Genomic DNA, 16,232 nt, shown 5'->3' with positions numbered 1-16,232 from the left:
ATCGTGCATGCAGAGGGGAGGAGAGGATTATTCGTCGTCGTATTGTGGGCCTGCGTAGTTATCAAAACGCGACCAGTGACCATTAAAGGTCAAACGTACTGTGCCGATCGGTCCGTTACGCTGTTTACCGATGATGATCTCAGCAATGCCTTTCAGATCGCTGTTTTCGTGATAAACCTCATCACGATAAATAAACATGATCAGGTCCGCATCCTGTTCGATCGAGCCAGATTCACGCAGATCCGAGTTCACCGGGCGTTTATCGGCACGTTGTTCCAGCGAGCGGTTCAACTGCGACAACGCCACCACCGGCACATTCAGTTCTTTCGCCAACGCCTTGAGCGAGCGTGATATTTCGGCGATTTCCAGCGTACGGTTATCCGACAGTGAGGGCACACGCATCAATTGCAGGTAGTCGATCATGATCATGCTCAGACCATCGTTTTCACGATAGATACGGCGCGCGCGCGAACGCACCTCCGTCGGCGTCAGACCGGAAGAATCATCGATGTACATGTTCTTCTTCTCAAGCAGGATGCCCATAGTAGCGGAGATACGTGCCCAGTCCTCATCCTCCAGCTGACCGGTACGGATACGCGTCTGATCCACGCGTGATAATGACGCCAGCATACGCATCATGATCTGTTCGCTGGGCATTTCCAGACTGAAAATCAGGACCGGCTTTTCTTGCAGCATGGCGGCGTTTTCGCACAAGTTCATGGCGAAGGTGGTTTTACCCATCGATGGACGTGCCGCAACGATAATCAGATCAGAACCCTGCAAACCGGCGGTTTTTTTGTTCAGATCCTGATAACCGGTGTCCACCCCGGTGACGCCATCGTGCGGCGTAGAAACCAGCGATTCAATACGCGATACCGTGGCTTCGAGGATTTGCTCGATATTCCTCGGGCCTTCATCTTTGTTGGCGCGCTGCTCGGCGATCTTGAAGACGTTGGATTCCGCGAAATCGAGCAGATCTTCACTGCTGCGCCCCTGCGGATCGTAACCGGCATCGGCGATTTGATTCGCCACTGAGATCATTTCGCGTACCACCGCACGCTCGCGCACGATGTCAGCATAGGCACCAATGTTGGCCGCGCTCGGGGTGTTTTTTGCCAGTTCGGCGAGATAGGCAAAGCCCCCCGCCATTTCCAGCTCGCCACGCGTTTCCAACGATTCCGACAGCGTAATCAGGTCGATAGGCTGTCCGGCTTCCAGCAAACTTTGCATTTCGGAGAAGATTAGCCGGTGCGAGCGGTTGAAGAAATCCTCAGCGACTACGCGTTCGGAGACGTTATCCCAGCGCTCGTTATCCAGCATCAACCCACCGAGTACCGACTGCTCCGCCTCAATGGAATGCGGCGGCATTTTCACGCCCTCCAGTTGACGGTCGCGGGTTTCGTTCGATTTGTTGGTGGGTTTATTTCCTGCCATAGTGAATGCATTACCGATCTTTAGAGTGACGGGCAAGTATAACGTCACAGGATGAACAATCACAGGAGTCAGAATGGCAAAGCGTATTCAGTTCAACGAACATGGCGGCCCTGAAGTACTGCAATGGGTGGATTTTGAACTTGCCGACCCCGCTGAACATGAAGTCCAGGTGGAAAATCGGGCAATCGGTATTAACTATATCGATACCTATGTACGTAGCGGATTGTATCCGGTGGCAGCGAAACCTTCTGGTCTGGGTACGGAAGCGGCAGGCGTAGTGAAAAAAGTCGGTTCTGCCGTTACACGCTTTAAAGTGGGCGATCGCGTGGTGTATTGCCAGTCGGCGCTCGGTGCGTACAGCGAGTTGCACAATGTGCATGAAGATCGTCTGGTGATTCTGCCTGAACGCATCAGCTTCGAGCAGGGAGCCGCCTCGTTCCTGAAGGGCCTGACCGTACAATATCTGTTGCGTCAGACTTATAAGGTCAAAGCGGATGAGACATTCCTGTTCCATGCCGCAGCGGGCGGTGTCGGTCTGATTGCCTGCCAGTGGGCGAAAGCGCTGGGCGCGCACCTGATTGGTACCGTAGGCTCCGCTGAAAAAGCGCAAATCGCCAAAGAGGCGGGCGCATGGGCCACCATTAACTATCGCGACGAGAATATTGCGCAACGGGTGAGTGAACTGACCAACGGCAAAAAAGTGGCTGTGGTGTATGACTCAGTAGGTAAAGATACCTGGGAAGCGTCACTGGATAGTCTGCGTCGCCACGGTCTGATGGTGAGTTTTGGTAATGCGTCCGGTCCGGTCACCGGTGTCGATTTGGGCATTCTGAACAAGAAGGGGTCGCTGTTTGTCACCCGTCCTTCATTGTTTGGTTATATCACCAACCGCGAAGAACTCGACCACGCCAGTGCTGAGCTGTTTTCACTGATTGCCAGCCATGCGATTAAAATCAATGTGCCGGAACAGCAGAAATTCGCGTTACGCGATGCGGCTCAGGCGCATAAGGTGCTGGAAAGCCGCGCGACGCAAGGCTCAAGTCTGCTGATTCCCTGACGCCATAAAGCAAACGGGGCTTCCCGTAGGAAGCCCCTTTTTCTTTTTTATAGTTCGCGCTGGTGTAGGGACAGCGGCGATGAATTTGTTTCGACTCAACGGCAAACATCCTGACAGAAAACATAAGTAAAAAATATGTTTAATTGCAGATTTGGACTAAGCATTGCCAACTCTGTGATCGCCTCCGCATTTAGCGCCAGCCGTTTCTCTCTAACTTACTGATTTTTCTTTTCAGTCGATTCAGCTTCACTTCACCCTGCGGCGTGGTAAAAGCGCGATACACCCAGACAGCCACCACCGCCAACACCAGCCACGGCAACAATTTAATAACAAGTGCAAACAACCCGCCGAGGAACATCAGCACCGTTGCAACAATCAGCGCGGCAATCACGCCCAGCAGCGACACACCGGTCAGCAACAGCATGAGAAAAAAGCCGATAACAAATAATATTTCCACGAAGGTTCTCCTGTGTAGGTTACAGGAAGTGCATTACAAGATGCGTGCCAACTCGCAAACCTTACTAAGACGTTGAAATTATTATAAGTATTATTCAGGGCATATGGCGGGAATAGTGAAATTCACCAAATTTTGGTGTGAATAAAACCGTAGAACCATCCCCGTAGCGGCGCGATTAATCGCGCGTTTTTTTCCTGCAACGCGCACGAAATTGCGCGTTTTTTTCCTGCAACGCGCACGAAATTGCGCGATAAATCGCGCCGCTACGGAGAAAAAAATCAGGCTTCCAGGGGAATTTTATCCGCCACCAGCGCCAGCGCCGCTTCCAGCACGCGAACATCAGCGCCCGGTTTGTGGGCATTTTCGCTAAGATAACGTCGCCACTGGCGTGCGCCCGGAATGCCCTGGAACAGGCCCAACATATGGCGCGTGACGTGACCAAGGTAAGTCCCTTTCGCCAGTTCCGCCTCGATATACGGATACATGCTACGTACCACGGCCACGGGATCTACGGCTGGCGTATCACGACCAAACAACTCACGGTCAACCTGCGTCAGAATGCCCGGATTCTGATAGGCTTCACGCCCCATCATCACGCCATCCATATGTTGCAGGTGGATTTTCGCCTCTTCCAGCGTTTTGATCCCCCCATTGATCGCCATAGTCAGATGGGGGAAATCACGTTTCAGTTGATAGACGCGCGGATAATCAAGCGGGGGGATCTCGCGGTTCTCTTTTGGGCTAAGACCCGACAACCAGGCTTTACGGGCGTGGATGATAAACGTGTCGCAGCCACCCTGCTGTGCGACAGTGCCAACGAAATCGCACAAGAAGGCGTAGCTATCCTGATCGTCAATACCGATACGGGTTTTCACCGTCACCGGAATGCTTACCACGTCACGCATCGCTTTAATGCAATCCGCCACCAGCGCCGCTTCTCCCATCAGACAGGCACCAAAACGGCCATTCTGCACGCGATCGGACGGGCAGCCGACATTAAGGTTGATCTCATCGTAACCACGCGCTTCCGCCAGTTGCGCGCACTGCGCCAGGGCTGCTGGATCGCTGCCACCCAGTTGCAGCGCAACCGGATGTTCATCCTCGCTAAAAGCCAGATAATCACCCTTGCCATGAATGATCGCGCCGGTTGTCACCATTTCGGTGTAAAGCAGCGTGTCACCACTCAGCTGACGGTGAAAATAACGACAGTGACGATCGGTCCAGTCGAGCATTGGGGCAATAGAAAAACGTTGCGAAGAGAAGGTATCGGTCATGAAACGCAGTAAATCCGGGGTTAAGTGATGAGATTCTGCGCAATGATATCACAGGATTGACGGGCGACACAGCCGCCCGTCAGGATGAAGCAGAGACATCAGAAATTAAAGCCGAGCTGCAACATCGCACCCCAGGTATTGTCGTCGCCAACCGAACCGGCCAAATCAAGGTGCACGGTATTGTTAAACGGTGACACACCAAAACCGGCGGTGAACACGTTGGCGTCATTTGACTTCATATCCGCACGATAACCAGCCCGCAATTGCAGCCAGTCCAGTACACGATATTCCCCACCGACTCCAACATATTGACTGCTGTCTTCCGATTTAAAACGCTTGGTTTGTGTCAAATCGACATCGCCAGTCAGTGTGAAGGCACCATAGTTCCAGGCCAGACCGGTGGTGACCAGTGGACGGATTTGGTACGTATCACGGTAGCCATTCACTTCTTTGGTATCGATATCGCGTGAAATCAGGTTCTGGCCAGTCAGGCCGAACGTCCAGTTATCGGCAAAGTCCGTTGCGATACCTGCATCAACGTTAAAACCGGTATCTGAGCTGCGGTAGCGGCTGTTGTTGATATCGCTTTTATCGTAGTTGTACACGCTGGCGGTGTAGTTATACAGCCAGGTTTTTTGCAGTTTCGGCGTAATCCCTACAGAGACAGGATGCCCGGCAATGCTGAACTGATGCGCCATAGCAATACCGTAATCGGTCACTAACGCCGCCAGACCGTTGGCGCTGGAGGTCAACTTATCCTCATCACCCGGCACTGGAATGACAGTGCCATCCGCAACCCCTTGCAGATAATCAATATCGCTTTGTGACACGTTCGCACGGATGTGTGCAGTACCGTAGGCTTTGGTGACAAACGCGAAGGGCAGCGTTTCATTGGGCACCGTAACAGCCAGCGCAACGCCTGCTGAGCCGTCTGCTTTGTTGCCACGCAGATCGCGCAACTGGTTTGCCATATCACCCGCCGCGGCTTTAAGTTCTGGATAGCCGTTGAGGTAGTCCTGGAAGGTTAAGTTATCAATCACGTTCTGATAACGGTCGACGGTGTCCGTGATGTCATCAACACGATTAATCAGTTTGTCTTTATCAGTAACCTGTATCCCAGCTGAAGGGAAAATAATACTCACGTCATCATCAGGTTTTGCTTTGGTCATCAAAGCCGGGTTTGCCAGTACCGCAGAACTCCAGGTGGAAGAAGCGACCCCTGTCCCCCCCATTGCATCGTTACGAGCGTCGTACCAGGTACCTGCGGCCAGGGCCGAAGAGGAAAGAAATACTGCATTCAAAACAACAATATAACCAACACTTTTGCGTCTGAATAATGTCTTCACCATTTGCCTGCCATCACCTTTAAAAGTCGTGACCACGTCATCGACGAAACAATTTACCAGCCCCTTATTGTGAACCTGGGCTAACGATTTATTGCTGTGAAATGAAAGGAAATAGCACTGCTATTCGCAGAATTGACTACTGATGCGTCAATCTGTCGTGTATTTATGCAAAAAAATAAACGGCACTTAAATTAAGACCAGATATTACTTAAGACCTTTTGAACCTTAGTCGCTAAGTCGGTGAGTTGCAAAGCAAAAAATGATAAGCCTCCGTAATGAGGTCAGAGCAAGCAGAATCAATGATGGCAGGGTGAGAAGAGTCTGCGGAAAATTGCGCGGCTAACCCGATGAAAAAATGAAATTTTACTGAGAGAGTTAAGAAGAAAAAGCAATCACAGCAGCGTAAAAATTTGTGTGATAAAATAACATCACTCGCAACCTGGAGAACGCTTATGTCAAATCTGTCGCCCGACCAACTGCTTACTCAGGCGGAGACACTCTGTCTGCAACGCGGTGTACGTCTGACCTCACAACGCGCCGAGGTGCTGCGCCTGATGGCAGAGCAGAATGGATCGATCAGCGCCTATGATTTGCTGGATCAGTTGCGTGTCAGTGAGCCCCAGGCAAAACCCCCCACTATTTACCGTGCACTGGACTTCCTGCTGGAGCAGGGTTTCATCCATCGTGTGGAGTCCAATAACAGCTACGTGGTTTGCCATCATTTCGATGAACCGGCACATACCTCAGTCATGCTGGTGTGCGATCGTTGTGCCGCAGTCAGTGAAAAGCACGCGCATGGCGTGGAAAAGATCATTGCAGGCCTGGCCGAACAGGCCGGTTTTTCCTTGCGACACAGCGTCATAGAAGCACACGGTCTGTGTGAAAATTGTGTTGAAGTAGAAGCCTGTACGCATCACGAAAGCTGTGAGCACGATCATCAGGTGGAAAGTAAGAAGCGGGGTAAAAAAGGATAGATGGCACATCCCTGTGCCAGCCCGATCATCACGATCGGAGGGCAGGAGCATCGTCCTTAAACGGGTCCGTTACCAGCGATAATCCTTGTTGTGACTTTCCCAGTCTTTAACTTCTCGCTCGGCCTGATCTTTTGCGTAGCCGTAGCGTTCCTGAATTTTCCCGACAAGCTGATCGCGTTTCCCTTCAATGACCGTCATATCGTCATCCGTCAGCTTGCCCCATTTTTCTTTCACTTTCCCTTTGAATTGTTTCCAGTTTCCGCTCACTTCGTCTTTGTTCATAACCTTTCTCCATGTTATGTCGAGTGATAGTGGTGGAATACCCAACGCTCAGCGGGTAAAACCAACATAAAGCGCTACTCATTCGCGCTGATAAGGATAATTATAGTAGACATTGCGGAATGGTTAGCACACTTACGGATTATTCTGTATTCAAAGCATCATAGTTAACTGTTTGTAAACCAGCTGTCATGACGCCAGTGACGACGCCAGACCCACCAGAGCGTTATTCCACGCACGGCCAGAAACACCGTCACCGCCAGCCACAATCCATGATTACCTAACCAGGGAAGCGTCAGTAATGACAGGCCATAACCGAGCGCCGCCAGCGCCATGCTGTTACGCATTTCCCGGCCGCGCGTTGCCCCGATAAACATGCCATCCAACAGGTAGCACCACACGCCCACTAACGGCATCACCACCTGCCATAGCAGATAGCGATCGGCCGCATCGCGTAATGCTTCCAGTGAAGTCAGCAGGGCCACGATATGGGTGCCAAATAACGCATAAATCGCCGCAAACAGCAGCGCGACCAACCCCGCCTGACGGCAGGCAGCATGCCAGATGAGCAATAGCCGGCTGCGATCTTTGGCACCGACGGCTTCACCAGAACACGCTTCAACCGCATAAGCAAAGCCATCCTGTGCATACGCGGTGAAAGTCAGAAACATCAACAGCACCGCATTGACTGCTACCACATCCGGGCCAATACGTGCACCGAGTATCGTCAGGGAAGCAAAGCAGATTTGTAGCAGGAAGGAGCGCAGCATAATGTCGCGATTGAGGCGAAACAGACGAGCAGCATCACCGCGCCAACTCTCCCGCAGCATCGCCAAATCAATTCCGCGCAGCTTCAATACACGCGCCACCATCCATAATCCGACGGCAAGGGTCGTATATTCAGCCAGTGCCGTTGCTGCTGCGGCACCTGCTACGCCCCAATGCAGCCCCAACACAAACGCCAGATCCAACAGGATATTGACCAAATTCCCCACCACCAGTAGCACCACTGGCGCACGCGCATATTGCACCCCCAACAACCAACCGAGGATAACCAGGTTTGCCAGCGTGGCGGGAGCGCTCAGCCAGCGAATCTGAATGAACAATTGCGCCTGCTGTTGGACCTCCTGGCTGCCACCCATCAGCACCGCTGCCAGATTACTGACTGGCGTGCGCAGCAAAATAAACAGCACACCGGCCACCAGGGCAATGAGTAAAGGCTGGGTAAGCGCCCGAGCCAGTGCCTTTTTGTTGCCAGCACCAAATGCCTGAGCAGTCAGCCCGGTGGTGCTCATACGTAAAAACAGCAGCAACATAAAGATGAAACTGGTCGCCGTGGTGCCAACCGCCACACCGCCGAGATAAATGGGACTATCGAGATGACCAATGACGGCGGTATCAACCACGCCAAGTAGCGGAACAGTGATATTGGAGAGAATCATAGGCAGCGCCAGCCGCCAGAGTGCTTTGTCAGAGGAGGAAAACAGCTGCATCAGCCCGTCCCGGTTTGCTGCACTACCGTCTTGTCAGAGAATAAAACCACGGCAGCACAGAAGGCTGCCGTAGCGGGGGGAATCAAGGTATCAGAGCCACTCGCCGTTGCGCACAATACCTACCGCCAGCCCTTCGACCGTCAGGGATTGTTCGCGGGTATCGACAACAATCGGCTGGAAGTCGCTGTTTTCCGGCAGCAATTGCACAATTGCGCCCTGCTTTTTCCAGCGCTTCACCGTGACTTCGTCATCGATACGTGCGACGACAACCTGGCCGTTACGCACTTCCTGTGTTTTGTGTACCGCCAGCAGATCGCCATCCATAATGCCGATATCTTTCATCGACATGCCGCTGACACGCAGCAGGAAATCAGCGCTGGGTTTGAACAGGTTAGCATCGACCTGGTAGTGCGCTTCAATGTGCTCCTGCGCCAGCAAAGGTTCACCCGCAGCGACACGGCCAACCAATGGCAGCCCCTCACTGGCTTCTTCTTCCATTAATAAACGAATGCCGCGCGAAGCGCCGGAAACGATCTCAATAACGCCTTTACGCGCTAATGCTTTCAGGTGTTCTTCTGCCGCATTAGGTGAGCGGAAGCCCAGCTGCGAAGCAATTTCCGCACGCGTTGGCGGCATGCCCGTCTGGTTAATATGGTCGCGAATCAGATCATAGACCTGTTGCTGCCTGCTGGTTAACGCTTTCATCCCGCCCCCTGGTTGTTTATACAGTCGCTGTGAGTATATACAGGTATTGGTGAAATGGAAACCAAAACTGAGGGAAAAATCAGCGAGTTGATGAATCCGGAATCCTTATCGCAAATGTGACCAAAGCAGCGCGATCCAGACAAACAGCGCCAGTAAAATAGCCAGCAACACAGCGGCCGATCCCATGTCTTTCGCGCGTCCAGCCAGCGGATGGCGTTCCTGACCAATGCGGTCGACCACGGCTTCAATGGCGCTATTCAGGATCTCCACAATGATCACCAGCACCACGGAACCAATCATGAGTACGCGGGAAATAGCATCAACATCCAGCCAGCACGCCACTATAATTGCCACTAATGCGGCAATGGCTTCCTGGCGAAACGCTGCTTCATGTGTCCAGGCAGCGCGCAATCCCTGCCAGGAATAACCGGCTGCTTTCACTATCCTGAGAAAACCGGTGACGTTATTTGCCATGTCGTTGAACCCTTTACTCGTTTTGACGTCAATGTCTGGGCAGCCGGAGTGGTGCAGCCACAGATTTTCGCGGCGCATTCTGGTATGCTTGCCGCGCTTTGCTAACAAGAGGCTTGAAGTTGTCTATGTCAGGTTGGCGTAAACTTTATTATAAATTATTGAATTTACCACTCTCCATTTTGGTAAAGAGTAAGGCTATTCCCGCCGATCCCGTGTCCGAGCATGGACTGGATCCGACGCGGCCTATCCTGTATGTACTGCCTTATGACTCCAAGGCCGATCTCCTCACACTGCGTTCGCAGTGTCTGAAACACGATCTGCCCGATCCGCTCGCACCGCTGGAAATTGACGGCTCATTGTTGCCGCGACATGTGTTTATCCACGATGGACCGCGTGTTTTCCCGTATTTCGTGCCGAACCTGGAGTCCGTAAAGCTGTTTCATGACTACCTTGATCTGCACCGCAGCAACCCGGAACTGGATGTACAGATGCTGCCAGTATCGGTGATGTTTGGACGTGCACCAGGACGTGAAGTTCAGGGGGAATCCACCCCTCACCTGCGTATTCTGAACGGTGTGCAGAAATTCTTCGCCATTCTCTGGCATGGTCGCGATAGTTTTGTGCGCTTTTCGCCGACCGTTTCACTGCGCCAGATGGCGACCGAACACGGTACGGATAAGTCGATAGCCCAGAAACTGGCACGCGTGGCACGGATCCACTTTGCCCGCCAGCGTCTGGCTGCGATTGGCCCGCGCTTGCCCGCCCGTCAGGATCTGTTTAATAAGCTGCTGCAATCGAAAGCGATTGAAAAAGCGGTGGAAGATGAGGCGCGCAGCAAAAAGATTTCCCACGAGAAAGCACAGCAAAACGCCGTCGAATTGATGGAAGAGATTGCTGCCGACTTCTCGTATGAAGCTATCCGCGTCACCGATCGCGTGATGGGTTGGATGTGGAGTCGTCTCTATCAGGGGATCAACGTGAATGGTGGCGAGCGTGTGCGCCAGTTGGCACAGGATGGACATGAGATCGTTTATGTCCCCTGCCATCGTAGCCACATGGATTACTTGCTGCTTTCCTACGTTCTCTACCATCAGGGACTGGTGCCGCCGCACATCGCCGCAGGTATCAACCTGAATTTCTGGCCCGCCGGGCCGATTTTCCGTCGCCTTGGCGCGTTCTTTATTCGCCGTACCTTCAAGGGTAACAAGCTTTACTCTACGGTCTTCCGTGAATATCTGGGCGAGTTGTTTAATCGCGGCTATTCGGTTGAATACTTTGTGGAAGGCGGGCGCTCACGTACTGGCCGCTTGCTGGAACCAAAAACCGGCACGCTGTCGATGACGTTGCAGGCATTGCTGCGCGGCGGTAGCCGTCCTATCACCTTCGTGCCGATTTATATTGGCTACGAACATGTGATGGAAGTCGGCACCTATGCCAAAGAACTGCGTGGTGCAGCGAAAGAGAAAGAAGGCTTTATGCAGATGGTGCGCGGCCTGCGTAAGCTGCGCAATCTTGGCCAGGGTTATGTGAACTTCGGTGAACCCCTGCCGCTGGTGAACTATCTGAACAAACATGTGCCGGAATGGCGCGAGGCGATTGATCCGATCGAACCTCAGCGTCAGACGTGGATGAACCCCGCAGTGAATGACATCGCCAACCGCCTGATGGTGCGGATTAACGATGCGGGTGCCGCCAATGCCATGAACCTGTGCGTCACCGCGCTACTGGCTTCTCGTCAGCGTTCGCTGACCCGCGAGCAGCTCATTGAGCAACTGGAGTGCTACACCCAATTGCTGCGCAATGTGCCCTACTCACCGGAAGCCACGGTGCCGAATCTCAGCGCTGAAGCCCTGCTGGATCACGCGATGGGCATGAATAAGTTCGAGACTGAGCAGGATAATATCGGTGACATCATCATCCTGCCGCGTGAACAGGCGGTGTTGATGACCTACTATCGCAACAACATTCAACACATGCTGGTGATGCCGTCGCTGATTGCCGCGATTGTGCAGCAGCATCGTGAAATCAGTGAAGCTGAATTGTTGCGTCAGGTCGCGCTGGTCTATCCGATGCTGAAGAGTGAACTGTTCCTGCGCTGGAGCAACAATGAGTTGCCTGAGCTGATTCAATCGCTGTGTAACGAGATGGCGCGTCAGGGTCTGATCACGCAACAAAACGGTCAGGTACAAATGACCACCGCGCGCTATCGCACGCTACAGCTACTGGCGGCGGGTATCCGTGAAACGCTCCAGCGTTTTGCCATCACCTTCTCGATTCTCAGTGCGAAACCCACTATCAGCCGTGGCACGCTGGAAAAAGAGAGCCGTACACTGGCACAGCGTTTGTCGGTGCTGCACGGCATCAATGCCCCTGAGTTCTTTGATAAAGCGGTGTTCACCGCGCTGGTGCTGACCCTGCGCGATGAAAGCTATATCAGCGACGGTGGCGATGCCGATCCAGAGCAGACACAGGCCATGTGGCAAATGCTGGCCGAGTTGGTGACCAGCGATGTGCGTCTGACCATCGAGAGTGCAGTCGCTCACGATTAAGGTGCTAATGAAAAAGCCGTCATCCACTGGATGACGGCTTTTTTACTTCAACAATCGCACGAAAAATCGCGCTGCTACAGCAAATCGATAAACGGCTGAGTATTCAACAGAATACCGATAAACAGCACCAGACCAACGTAGTTGTTATTCAGGAATGCCTGGAAGCAGGGTTCGCGCTCGCGTTGAGCAATCAACTTCTGCTGATGGACAAACAAGCCTGCCGCTAACAGCAGCGACCAGTAAAACGCGCCATTCAGATTCAGCAGCATCCCCACCAGCACCATCAGACCCAGCGTTGCCAGCTGCAACAAGCCGATGATCAACTTGTCATAGCGACCAAACAGAATGGCCGTCGATTTCACGCCTATCTTTAAATCATCGTCCCGATCCACCATAGCGTATTGTGTATCGTACGCGACCGTCCAGCACAGGTTGGCAATAAACACCAGCCAGCAGACTAAAGGTAAGGACTCACTAACTGCCGCCCAACCCATGGGAATGGCCCAGCCAAAAGCAGCGCCCAGCACCACCTGTGGCAGATGGGTATAACGCTTCATGAAGGGATAAACCCAGGCCAGCGCCAGCCCCACCACTGACAACATAATCGTCATGCGATTCATGGTCAGCACCAGCAAAAACGCCAGCAGCGCTAAGCCCACAAACAGCAGCTTCGCTTCTTTTTCCGTCACCAGCCCACTCGCCAGCGGGCGTGCAGCGGTACGTTTCACATGTCCATCGACTTTACGGTCGGCGTAGTCATTAATGACGCAACCCGCAGCACGCATCACAATGACACCCAACACAAACACCAGCAGCACCGGGAGTGGAGGAATCGCCATGCCAGATAACCACAGCGCCCACAGCGTTGGCCACAGCAGCAGCAGCGTGCCAATCGGTTTATCAATGCGCATCAGGCGGCTGTAGGCCTGTAATTTATTTATTCCCAGGGTCTTTTGCACAATCCTTATCCTTAATCCAGCGCGCGATAAAGTGGCGACGCCGGTAAAAACAGTTCAGTTAACAACAGCGGTTTGCCGGAGAGGCGTAAACGGGAACGCCGTCCCCACAGCGCACCGACCTGACCCGGATCGATAAAATCTCGCGTCAGGGTAGAGTCGGCAAACAGATAGCGCCCGAGTGGGCGTGTACCAAGCTGCTGTAGCATCTGCTCAGGGCCATTAAGCGTGCTTTCCGGCACCAGGGTGCGGCCAGCCAGCCAGGGCACACCATCGCCGCATAACAAAATTTCTCGCAGCCAGAAGCGCTGATCTGCGGGTAGCAAATCCCCTTCCTCTTGCAGTTCACCGGCATCAATAAAGGCTTCACGTACCAGTTGCACCGTGACTTGCTGGCAATGCTGCTCAAAGCGTCGTGTCATCGAGTCTTCTTCCATTAGCCAGTCGAGCAAGGGTGCGGTTAGCAGCGGGGAAGAAGCAGGCAGCCAGTGTAGCGCGCGCAATTGCGCCAGCGCATCCTGAGACATAAAAACTCTCCACAGAAAAAAGTGCGCCCAGTGTAACGCACCACCGCCGCAGCGCGAATAACGAAGCGTTGCCGGAAATGCGTTGTAAGTTAATTCAATGCAAAACCGCTATGCTTGTTTCAGTTCACCAGGCTACTAAGGAGATGTCATGACGCCAGAACAACATCAGGATCTGTTAAACGCACTGGAGCAACCCCTAAACGACCAGGCACTCAGCTGGGTCGCCACACAAAACAGCCTTACCACTGCTCAATTCGCTCAGGGCAGCCGTTTCCAACAGGCCCAGCAAGCGACGCTGCATTGGCTGAATGACAAGTCCAACATTCCCTGGGTTACCCACTATCGCGAGAGCCTGTATAACTTCTGGCAGGATGAGGAACATCCGCGCGGTATCTGGCGGCGTACTAACGCGGTCTCCTATCAGAGCGCCGAACCCGAGTGGGAAACCGTGCTGGATTTGGATCAACTCAACCAACAGGAAAACAGCCACTGGAGTTTTCATGGCGCACAGCCACTCTACCCCGACTACGCGCGTGCGCTGATTTACCTCTCCAGCGGCGGCGATGCCTGTGAGATACGCGAGTTTGATCTGGTCAGTAAGACCTTTATCAACGACGGCTTTTTTCTCCCTGTCAGCAAAAGCCGGGTGAGTTGGGTAGATGAAAACACCCTTTTACTCAGCCTGGATGCGGGGGGCGAAACCTTGACCTCTTCCGGCTATCCACGCTGTGTCCGGCGCTGGCAGCGCGGCACGTCCCCTGAATCCGCCCCGTTGATTTACGCAGGTGAGGTCAACGATCTCTCAGTTTCTGCCTGGCGTATTCATACTCCGGGTTATGAGAAAGAGTTGGTGTATCGCGGGATCGATTTTTACCGTCATCAAACCTGGTTACTGAAAGATCAGGGCCAGCTGGAACACATTGCCATCCCGGATGATGCCACTGCCGGTTTTTTCAAAGAGTGGCTGCTGGTTACCCTGACCAGCCGCTGGCAGATAGCGGATGAGGTCTACCCGGCAGGCGCGTTACTGGCGATTAACCTGGACGATTTTCAACAGGGAAAACGCCACTTCACCACCCTGTTTACGCCAGATGCGCACACCACATTGAATAGCTACTCTGCCACGCGTGATTATCTGTTGATCGATAAGATCCGCGACGTGGTGGAAAGCGTCAGCGTGATGGCACTGGCAGAAGGAGAGTGGCAGACGGTTGAAGAGATCAGCCTCAATGATGCCACCAATGTATTCGCGCATGCGCTGGATAATGAGAACAACCGCTACGCACTCATCAGCCACGGTTTTTTACAGCCGCGACGTCTGAGCTACGGTGACTTTGATCGACAAACGCGCGTAGAGGTGAAGCAGGATCCGGCCAGCTTCGACGCCACAGACTTTGCAGTGACGCAACATTTTGCGCTATCGCTGGATGGCACCCCTATTCCCTATTTCCAGGTTAGCGCCAAAAATCTGACGTTGAACGGCGATCATCCGACGTTACTTAATGGCTACGGCGGCTTTGAAGTCTCGCTGACGCCCTCCTATCTGGGCGCGCCAGGGGCGACATGGTTGCAAAAAGGCGGCGTTTACGTTGTGGCAAATATTCGCGGCGGAGGTGAGTATGGCCCGCAGTGGCACCAGGCAGCGTTAAAAGAGCATCGTCACCGGGCTTATGAGGATTTTGCTGCTGTCGCTGCCGACCTTGTCGCGCGCAATGTCACCTGCCCGGCACGTCTTGCCGCACGCGGCGGCAGCAATGGCGGATTGCTGATTGGCAATATGTTGACGGACTACCCCGCATACTTCGGCGCGTTGGTCTGCGAAGTTCCGCTGCTGGATATGGCGAACTATCATCGCTGGCTGGCAGGCGCATCCTGGATTGCGGAATATGGCGATCCGGACAAACCGGAAGAGTGGCAATGGCTGAAAAACTATTCCCCCTTCGACAAGGTTCAGGCCGATAAAACCTATCCTCCCACCCTGTTTACCACCGGAACCCGGGATGATCGCGTGAGTCCGGCGCACGCCCGTAAAATGGTGGCGCGGATGCAGCAACAAGGACATCAGCAGGTTTGGTTATATGAAGAAACCGAGGCCGGACACGGTAACGCGCCAGAGAAAGGGCAGATTGCATTCAAGATGGCGTTAGTGGAGGAGTTTTTGTGGCAAATGTTAATGGGTAACTAAGGGATGCGTAGCGGCGCGATTTATCGCGCAATTTCGTGCGCGCTGAAGGAAAAGCCCGCGCGATAAATCGCGCCGCTACGGACGTGAAATTACTCGCGTTTCAATCTGTTGCTGTTCGCGAGCCACAGCGTCACCACCAGAATCAGAATGGCGGCGGAGTAGCACAGCGTATCGAACGGGTTTTTATGGTCGACGATAATCAACCGAATGATCGCAGTGATGCCGATATAGACGAAATAGCGCAATGGGAAGTGATAGCCAGACTGGAAATACTTCACAATCAACGCGATAAATTCGAAATAGAGAAAGTAGATCACAATCCCTTCGATCAGCAGAAATGACGACGCCTGTTCGCCGGTGCTAAACAGCACGTTGGCCAGATGAATGGTTTCCTTACCCAGGAATACCACCAGAATGATCGCCAGGATCACCAATCCCAGGTTCAATACCCATTGCAGAGCCGTGGCAATCAGTTGCCCCGCCGCTGATTTTTCAGTCATTTTTGCGCCTTAATAAAACGAG

15 protein-coding genes are annotated in these 16,232 nt (G+C 53.2%); 4 read left to right on the top strand and 11 right to left on the bottom strand.

Going from position 1 to position 16,232, the window contains the following annotated elements; all coding sequences use genetic code 11:
- Positions 1–27: 27 nt before the first annotated feature.
- Positions 28–1,434 (bottom strand): replicative DNA helicase, encoded by a 1,407-nt coding sequence (gene dnaB, locus L579_RS09775; RefSeq protein ID WP_021184088.1) that lies wholly within the window; start codon positions 1,432–1,434, stop codon positions 28–30.
- A 73-nt stretch (positions 1,435–1,507) separates the two neighbouring features.
- On the opposite strand from dnaB, the gene L579_RS09770 reads away from it, so the two are divergent.
- Complete coding sequence (locus tag L579_RS09770; RefSeq protein WP_021184087.1) at positions 1,508–2,491, top strand: quinone oxidoreductase; 984 nt, start codon at positions 1,508–1,510, stop codon at positions 2,489–2,491.
- 190 nt (positions 2,492–2,681) lie between these two features.
- Here L579_RS09770 and pspG read toward each other — a convergent pair whose 3' ends face one another.
- The 3 genes from pspG to L579_RS09755 form a co-directional block, all read right to left on the bottom strand.
- The gene (pspG, locus tag L579_RS09765; RefSeq protein WP_021184086.1) at positions 2,682–2,948 is read right to left on the bottom strand and encodes an envelope stress response protein PspG; all 267 of its coding nucleotides are present in this window, start codon (positions 2,946–2,948) and stop codon (positions 2,682–2,684) included.
- Positions 2,949–3,226: 278 nt separating this feature from the next.
- On the bottom strand, positions 3,227–4,222 hold the full coding sequence (gene dusA, locus L579_RS09760) for a tRNA dihydrouridine(20/20a) synthase DusA (RefSeq protein ID WP_021184084.1): 996 nt from the start codon (positions 4,220–4,222) through the stop codon (positions 3,227–3,229).
- 98 nt (positions 4,223–4,320) lie between these two features.
- The gene (locus L579_RS09755) at positions 4,321–5,571 is read right to left on the bottom strand and encodes a conjugal transfer protein TraF (protein ID WP_021184083.1); all 1,251 of its coding nucleotides are present in this window, start codon (positions 5,569–5,571) and stop codon (positions 4,321–4,323) included.
- 449 nt (positions 5,572–6,020) lie between these two features.
- Between L579_RS09755 and zur the strand changes: the two genes are divergently transcribed.
- A complete protein-coding gene (gene zur, locus L579_RS09750) occupies positions 6,021–6,542 on the top strand; it encodes a zinc uptake transcriptional repressor Zur (protein WP_021184082.1) in 522 nt (173 codons plus the stop codon).
- Positions 6,543–6,611: 69 nt separating this feature from the next.
- On the opposite strand, the gene L579_RS09745 is transcribed toward zur, so the two are convergent.
- From L579_RS09745 to L579_RS09730, 4 genes are all read right to left on the bottom strand, one after another.
- The gene (locus L579_RS09745; RefSeq protein ID WP_021184081.1) at positions 6,612–6,824 is read right to left on the bottom strand and encodes a CsbD family protein; all 213 of its coding nucleotides are present in this window, start codon (positions 6,822–6,824) and stop codon (positions 6,612–6,614) included.
- A 164-nt stretch (positions 6,825–6,988) separates the two neighbouring features.
- Complete coding sequence (gene dinF / locus L579_RS09740; RefSeq protein ID WP_021184080.1) at positions 6,989–8,314, bottom strand: MATE family efflux transporter DinF; 1,326 nt, start codon at positions 8,312–8,314, stop codon at positions 6,989–6,991.
- A 90-nt stretch (positions 8,315–8,404) separates the two neighbouring features.
- Entirely contained in the window at positions 8,405–9,019 is a 615-nt protein-coding gene (lexA, locus tag L579_RS09735; protein WP_021184079.1) for a transcriptional repressor LexA, read from the bottom strand.
- A 105-nt stretch (positions 9,020–9,124) separates the two neighbouring features.
- A complete protein-coding gene (locus tag L579_RS09730; RefSeq protein WP_021184078.1) occupies positions 9,125–9,493 on the bottom strand; it encodes a diacylglycerol kinase in 369 nt (122 codons plus the stop codon).
- Between the two features lie 125 nt (positions 9,494–9,618).
- Between L579_RS09730 and plsB the strand changes: the two genes are divergently transcribed.
- Positions 9,619–12,042, top strand: coding sequence for a glycerol-3-phosphate 1-O-acyltransferase PlsB (plsB, locus tag L579_RS09725; protein WP_021184077.1), 2,424 nt, complete (start codon positions 9,619–9,621; stop codon positions 12,040–12,042).
- Positions 12,043–12,116: 74 nt separating this feature from the next.
- Here plsB and ubiA read toward each other — a convergent pair whose 3' ends face one another.
- Positions 12,117–13,001 carry a 4-hydroxybenzoate octaprenyltransferase gene (gene ubiA / locus L579_RS09720; RefSeq protein WP_021184076.1) on the bottom strand — a complete coding sequence of 295 codons (885 nt, stop codon included), beginning with the start codon at positions 12,999–13,001 and terminating at the stop codon, positions 12,117–12,119.
- Between the two features lie 11 nt (positions 13,002–13,012).
- A complete protein-coding gene (ubiC, locus tag L579_RS09715; RefSeq protein WP_021184075.1) occupies positions 13,013–13,525 on the bottom strand; it encodes a chorismate lyase in 513 nt (170 codons plus the stop codon).
- 148 nt (positions 13,526–13,673) lie between these two features.
- Here ubiC and L579_RS09710 point away from each other — a divergent pair, with 148 nt between their 5' ends.
- Positions 13,674–15,710, top strand: coding sequence for a prolyl oligopeptidase family serine peptidase (locus L579_RS09710; protein WP_021184074.1), 2,037 nt, complete (start codon positions 13,674–13,676; stop codon positions 15,708–15,710).
- Positions 15,711–15,799: 89 nt separating this feature from the next.
- Here L579_RS09710 and psiE read toward each other — a convergent pair whose 3' ends face one another.
- The gene (psiE, locus tag L579_RS09705; protein WP_013507480.1) at positions 15,800–16,210 is read right to left on the bottom strand and encodes a phosphate-starvation-inducible protein PsiE; all 411 of its coding nucleotides are present in this window, start codon (positions 16,208–16,210) and stop codon (positions 15,800–15,802) included.
- Positions 16,211–16,232 lie beyond the last annotated feature (22 nt).

The organism is Pantoea sp. AS-PWVM4, from assembly GCF_000468095.1.
Taxonomy (GTDB): Bacteria; Pseudomonadota; Gammaproteobacteria; order Enterobacterales; family Enterobacteriaceae; genus Pantoea; species Pantoea phytobeneficialis.
The sequence above is the reverse complement of the archived record's forward strand: the minus strand, read 5'-3'. Positions and strand labels throughout refer to the sequence as shown.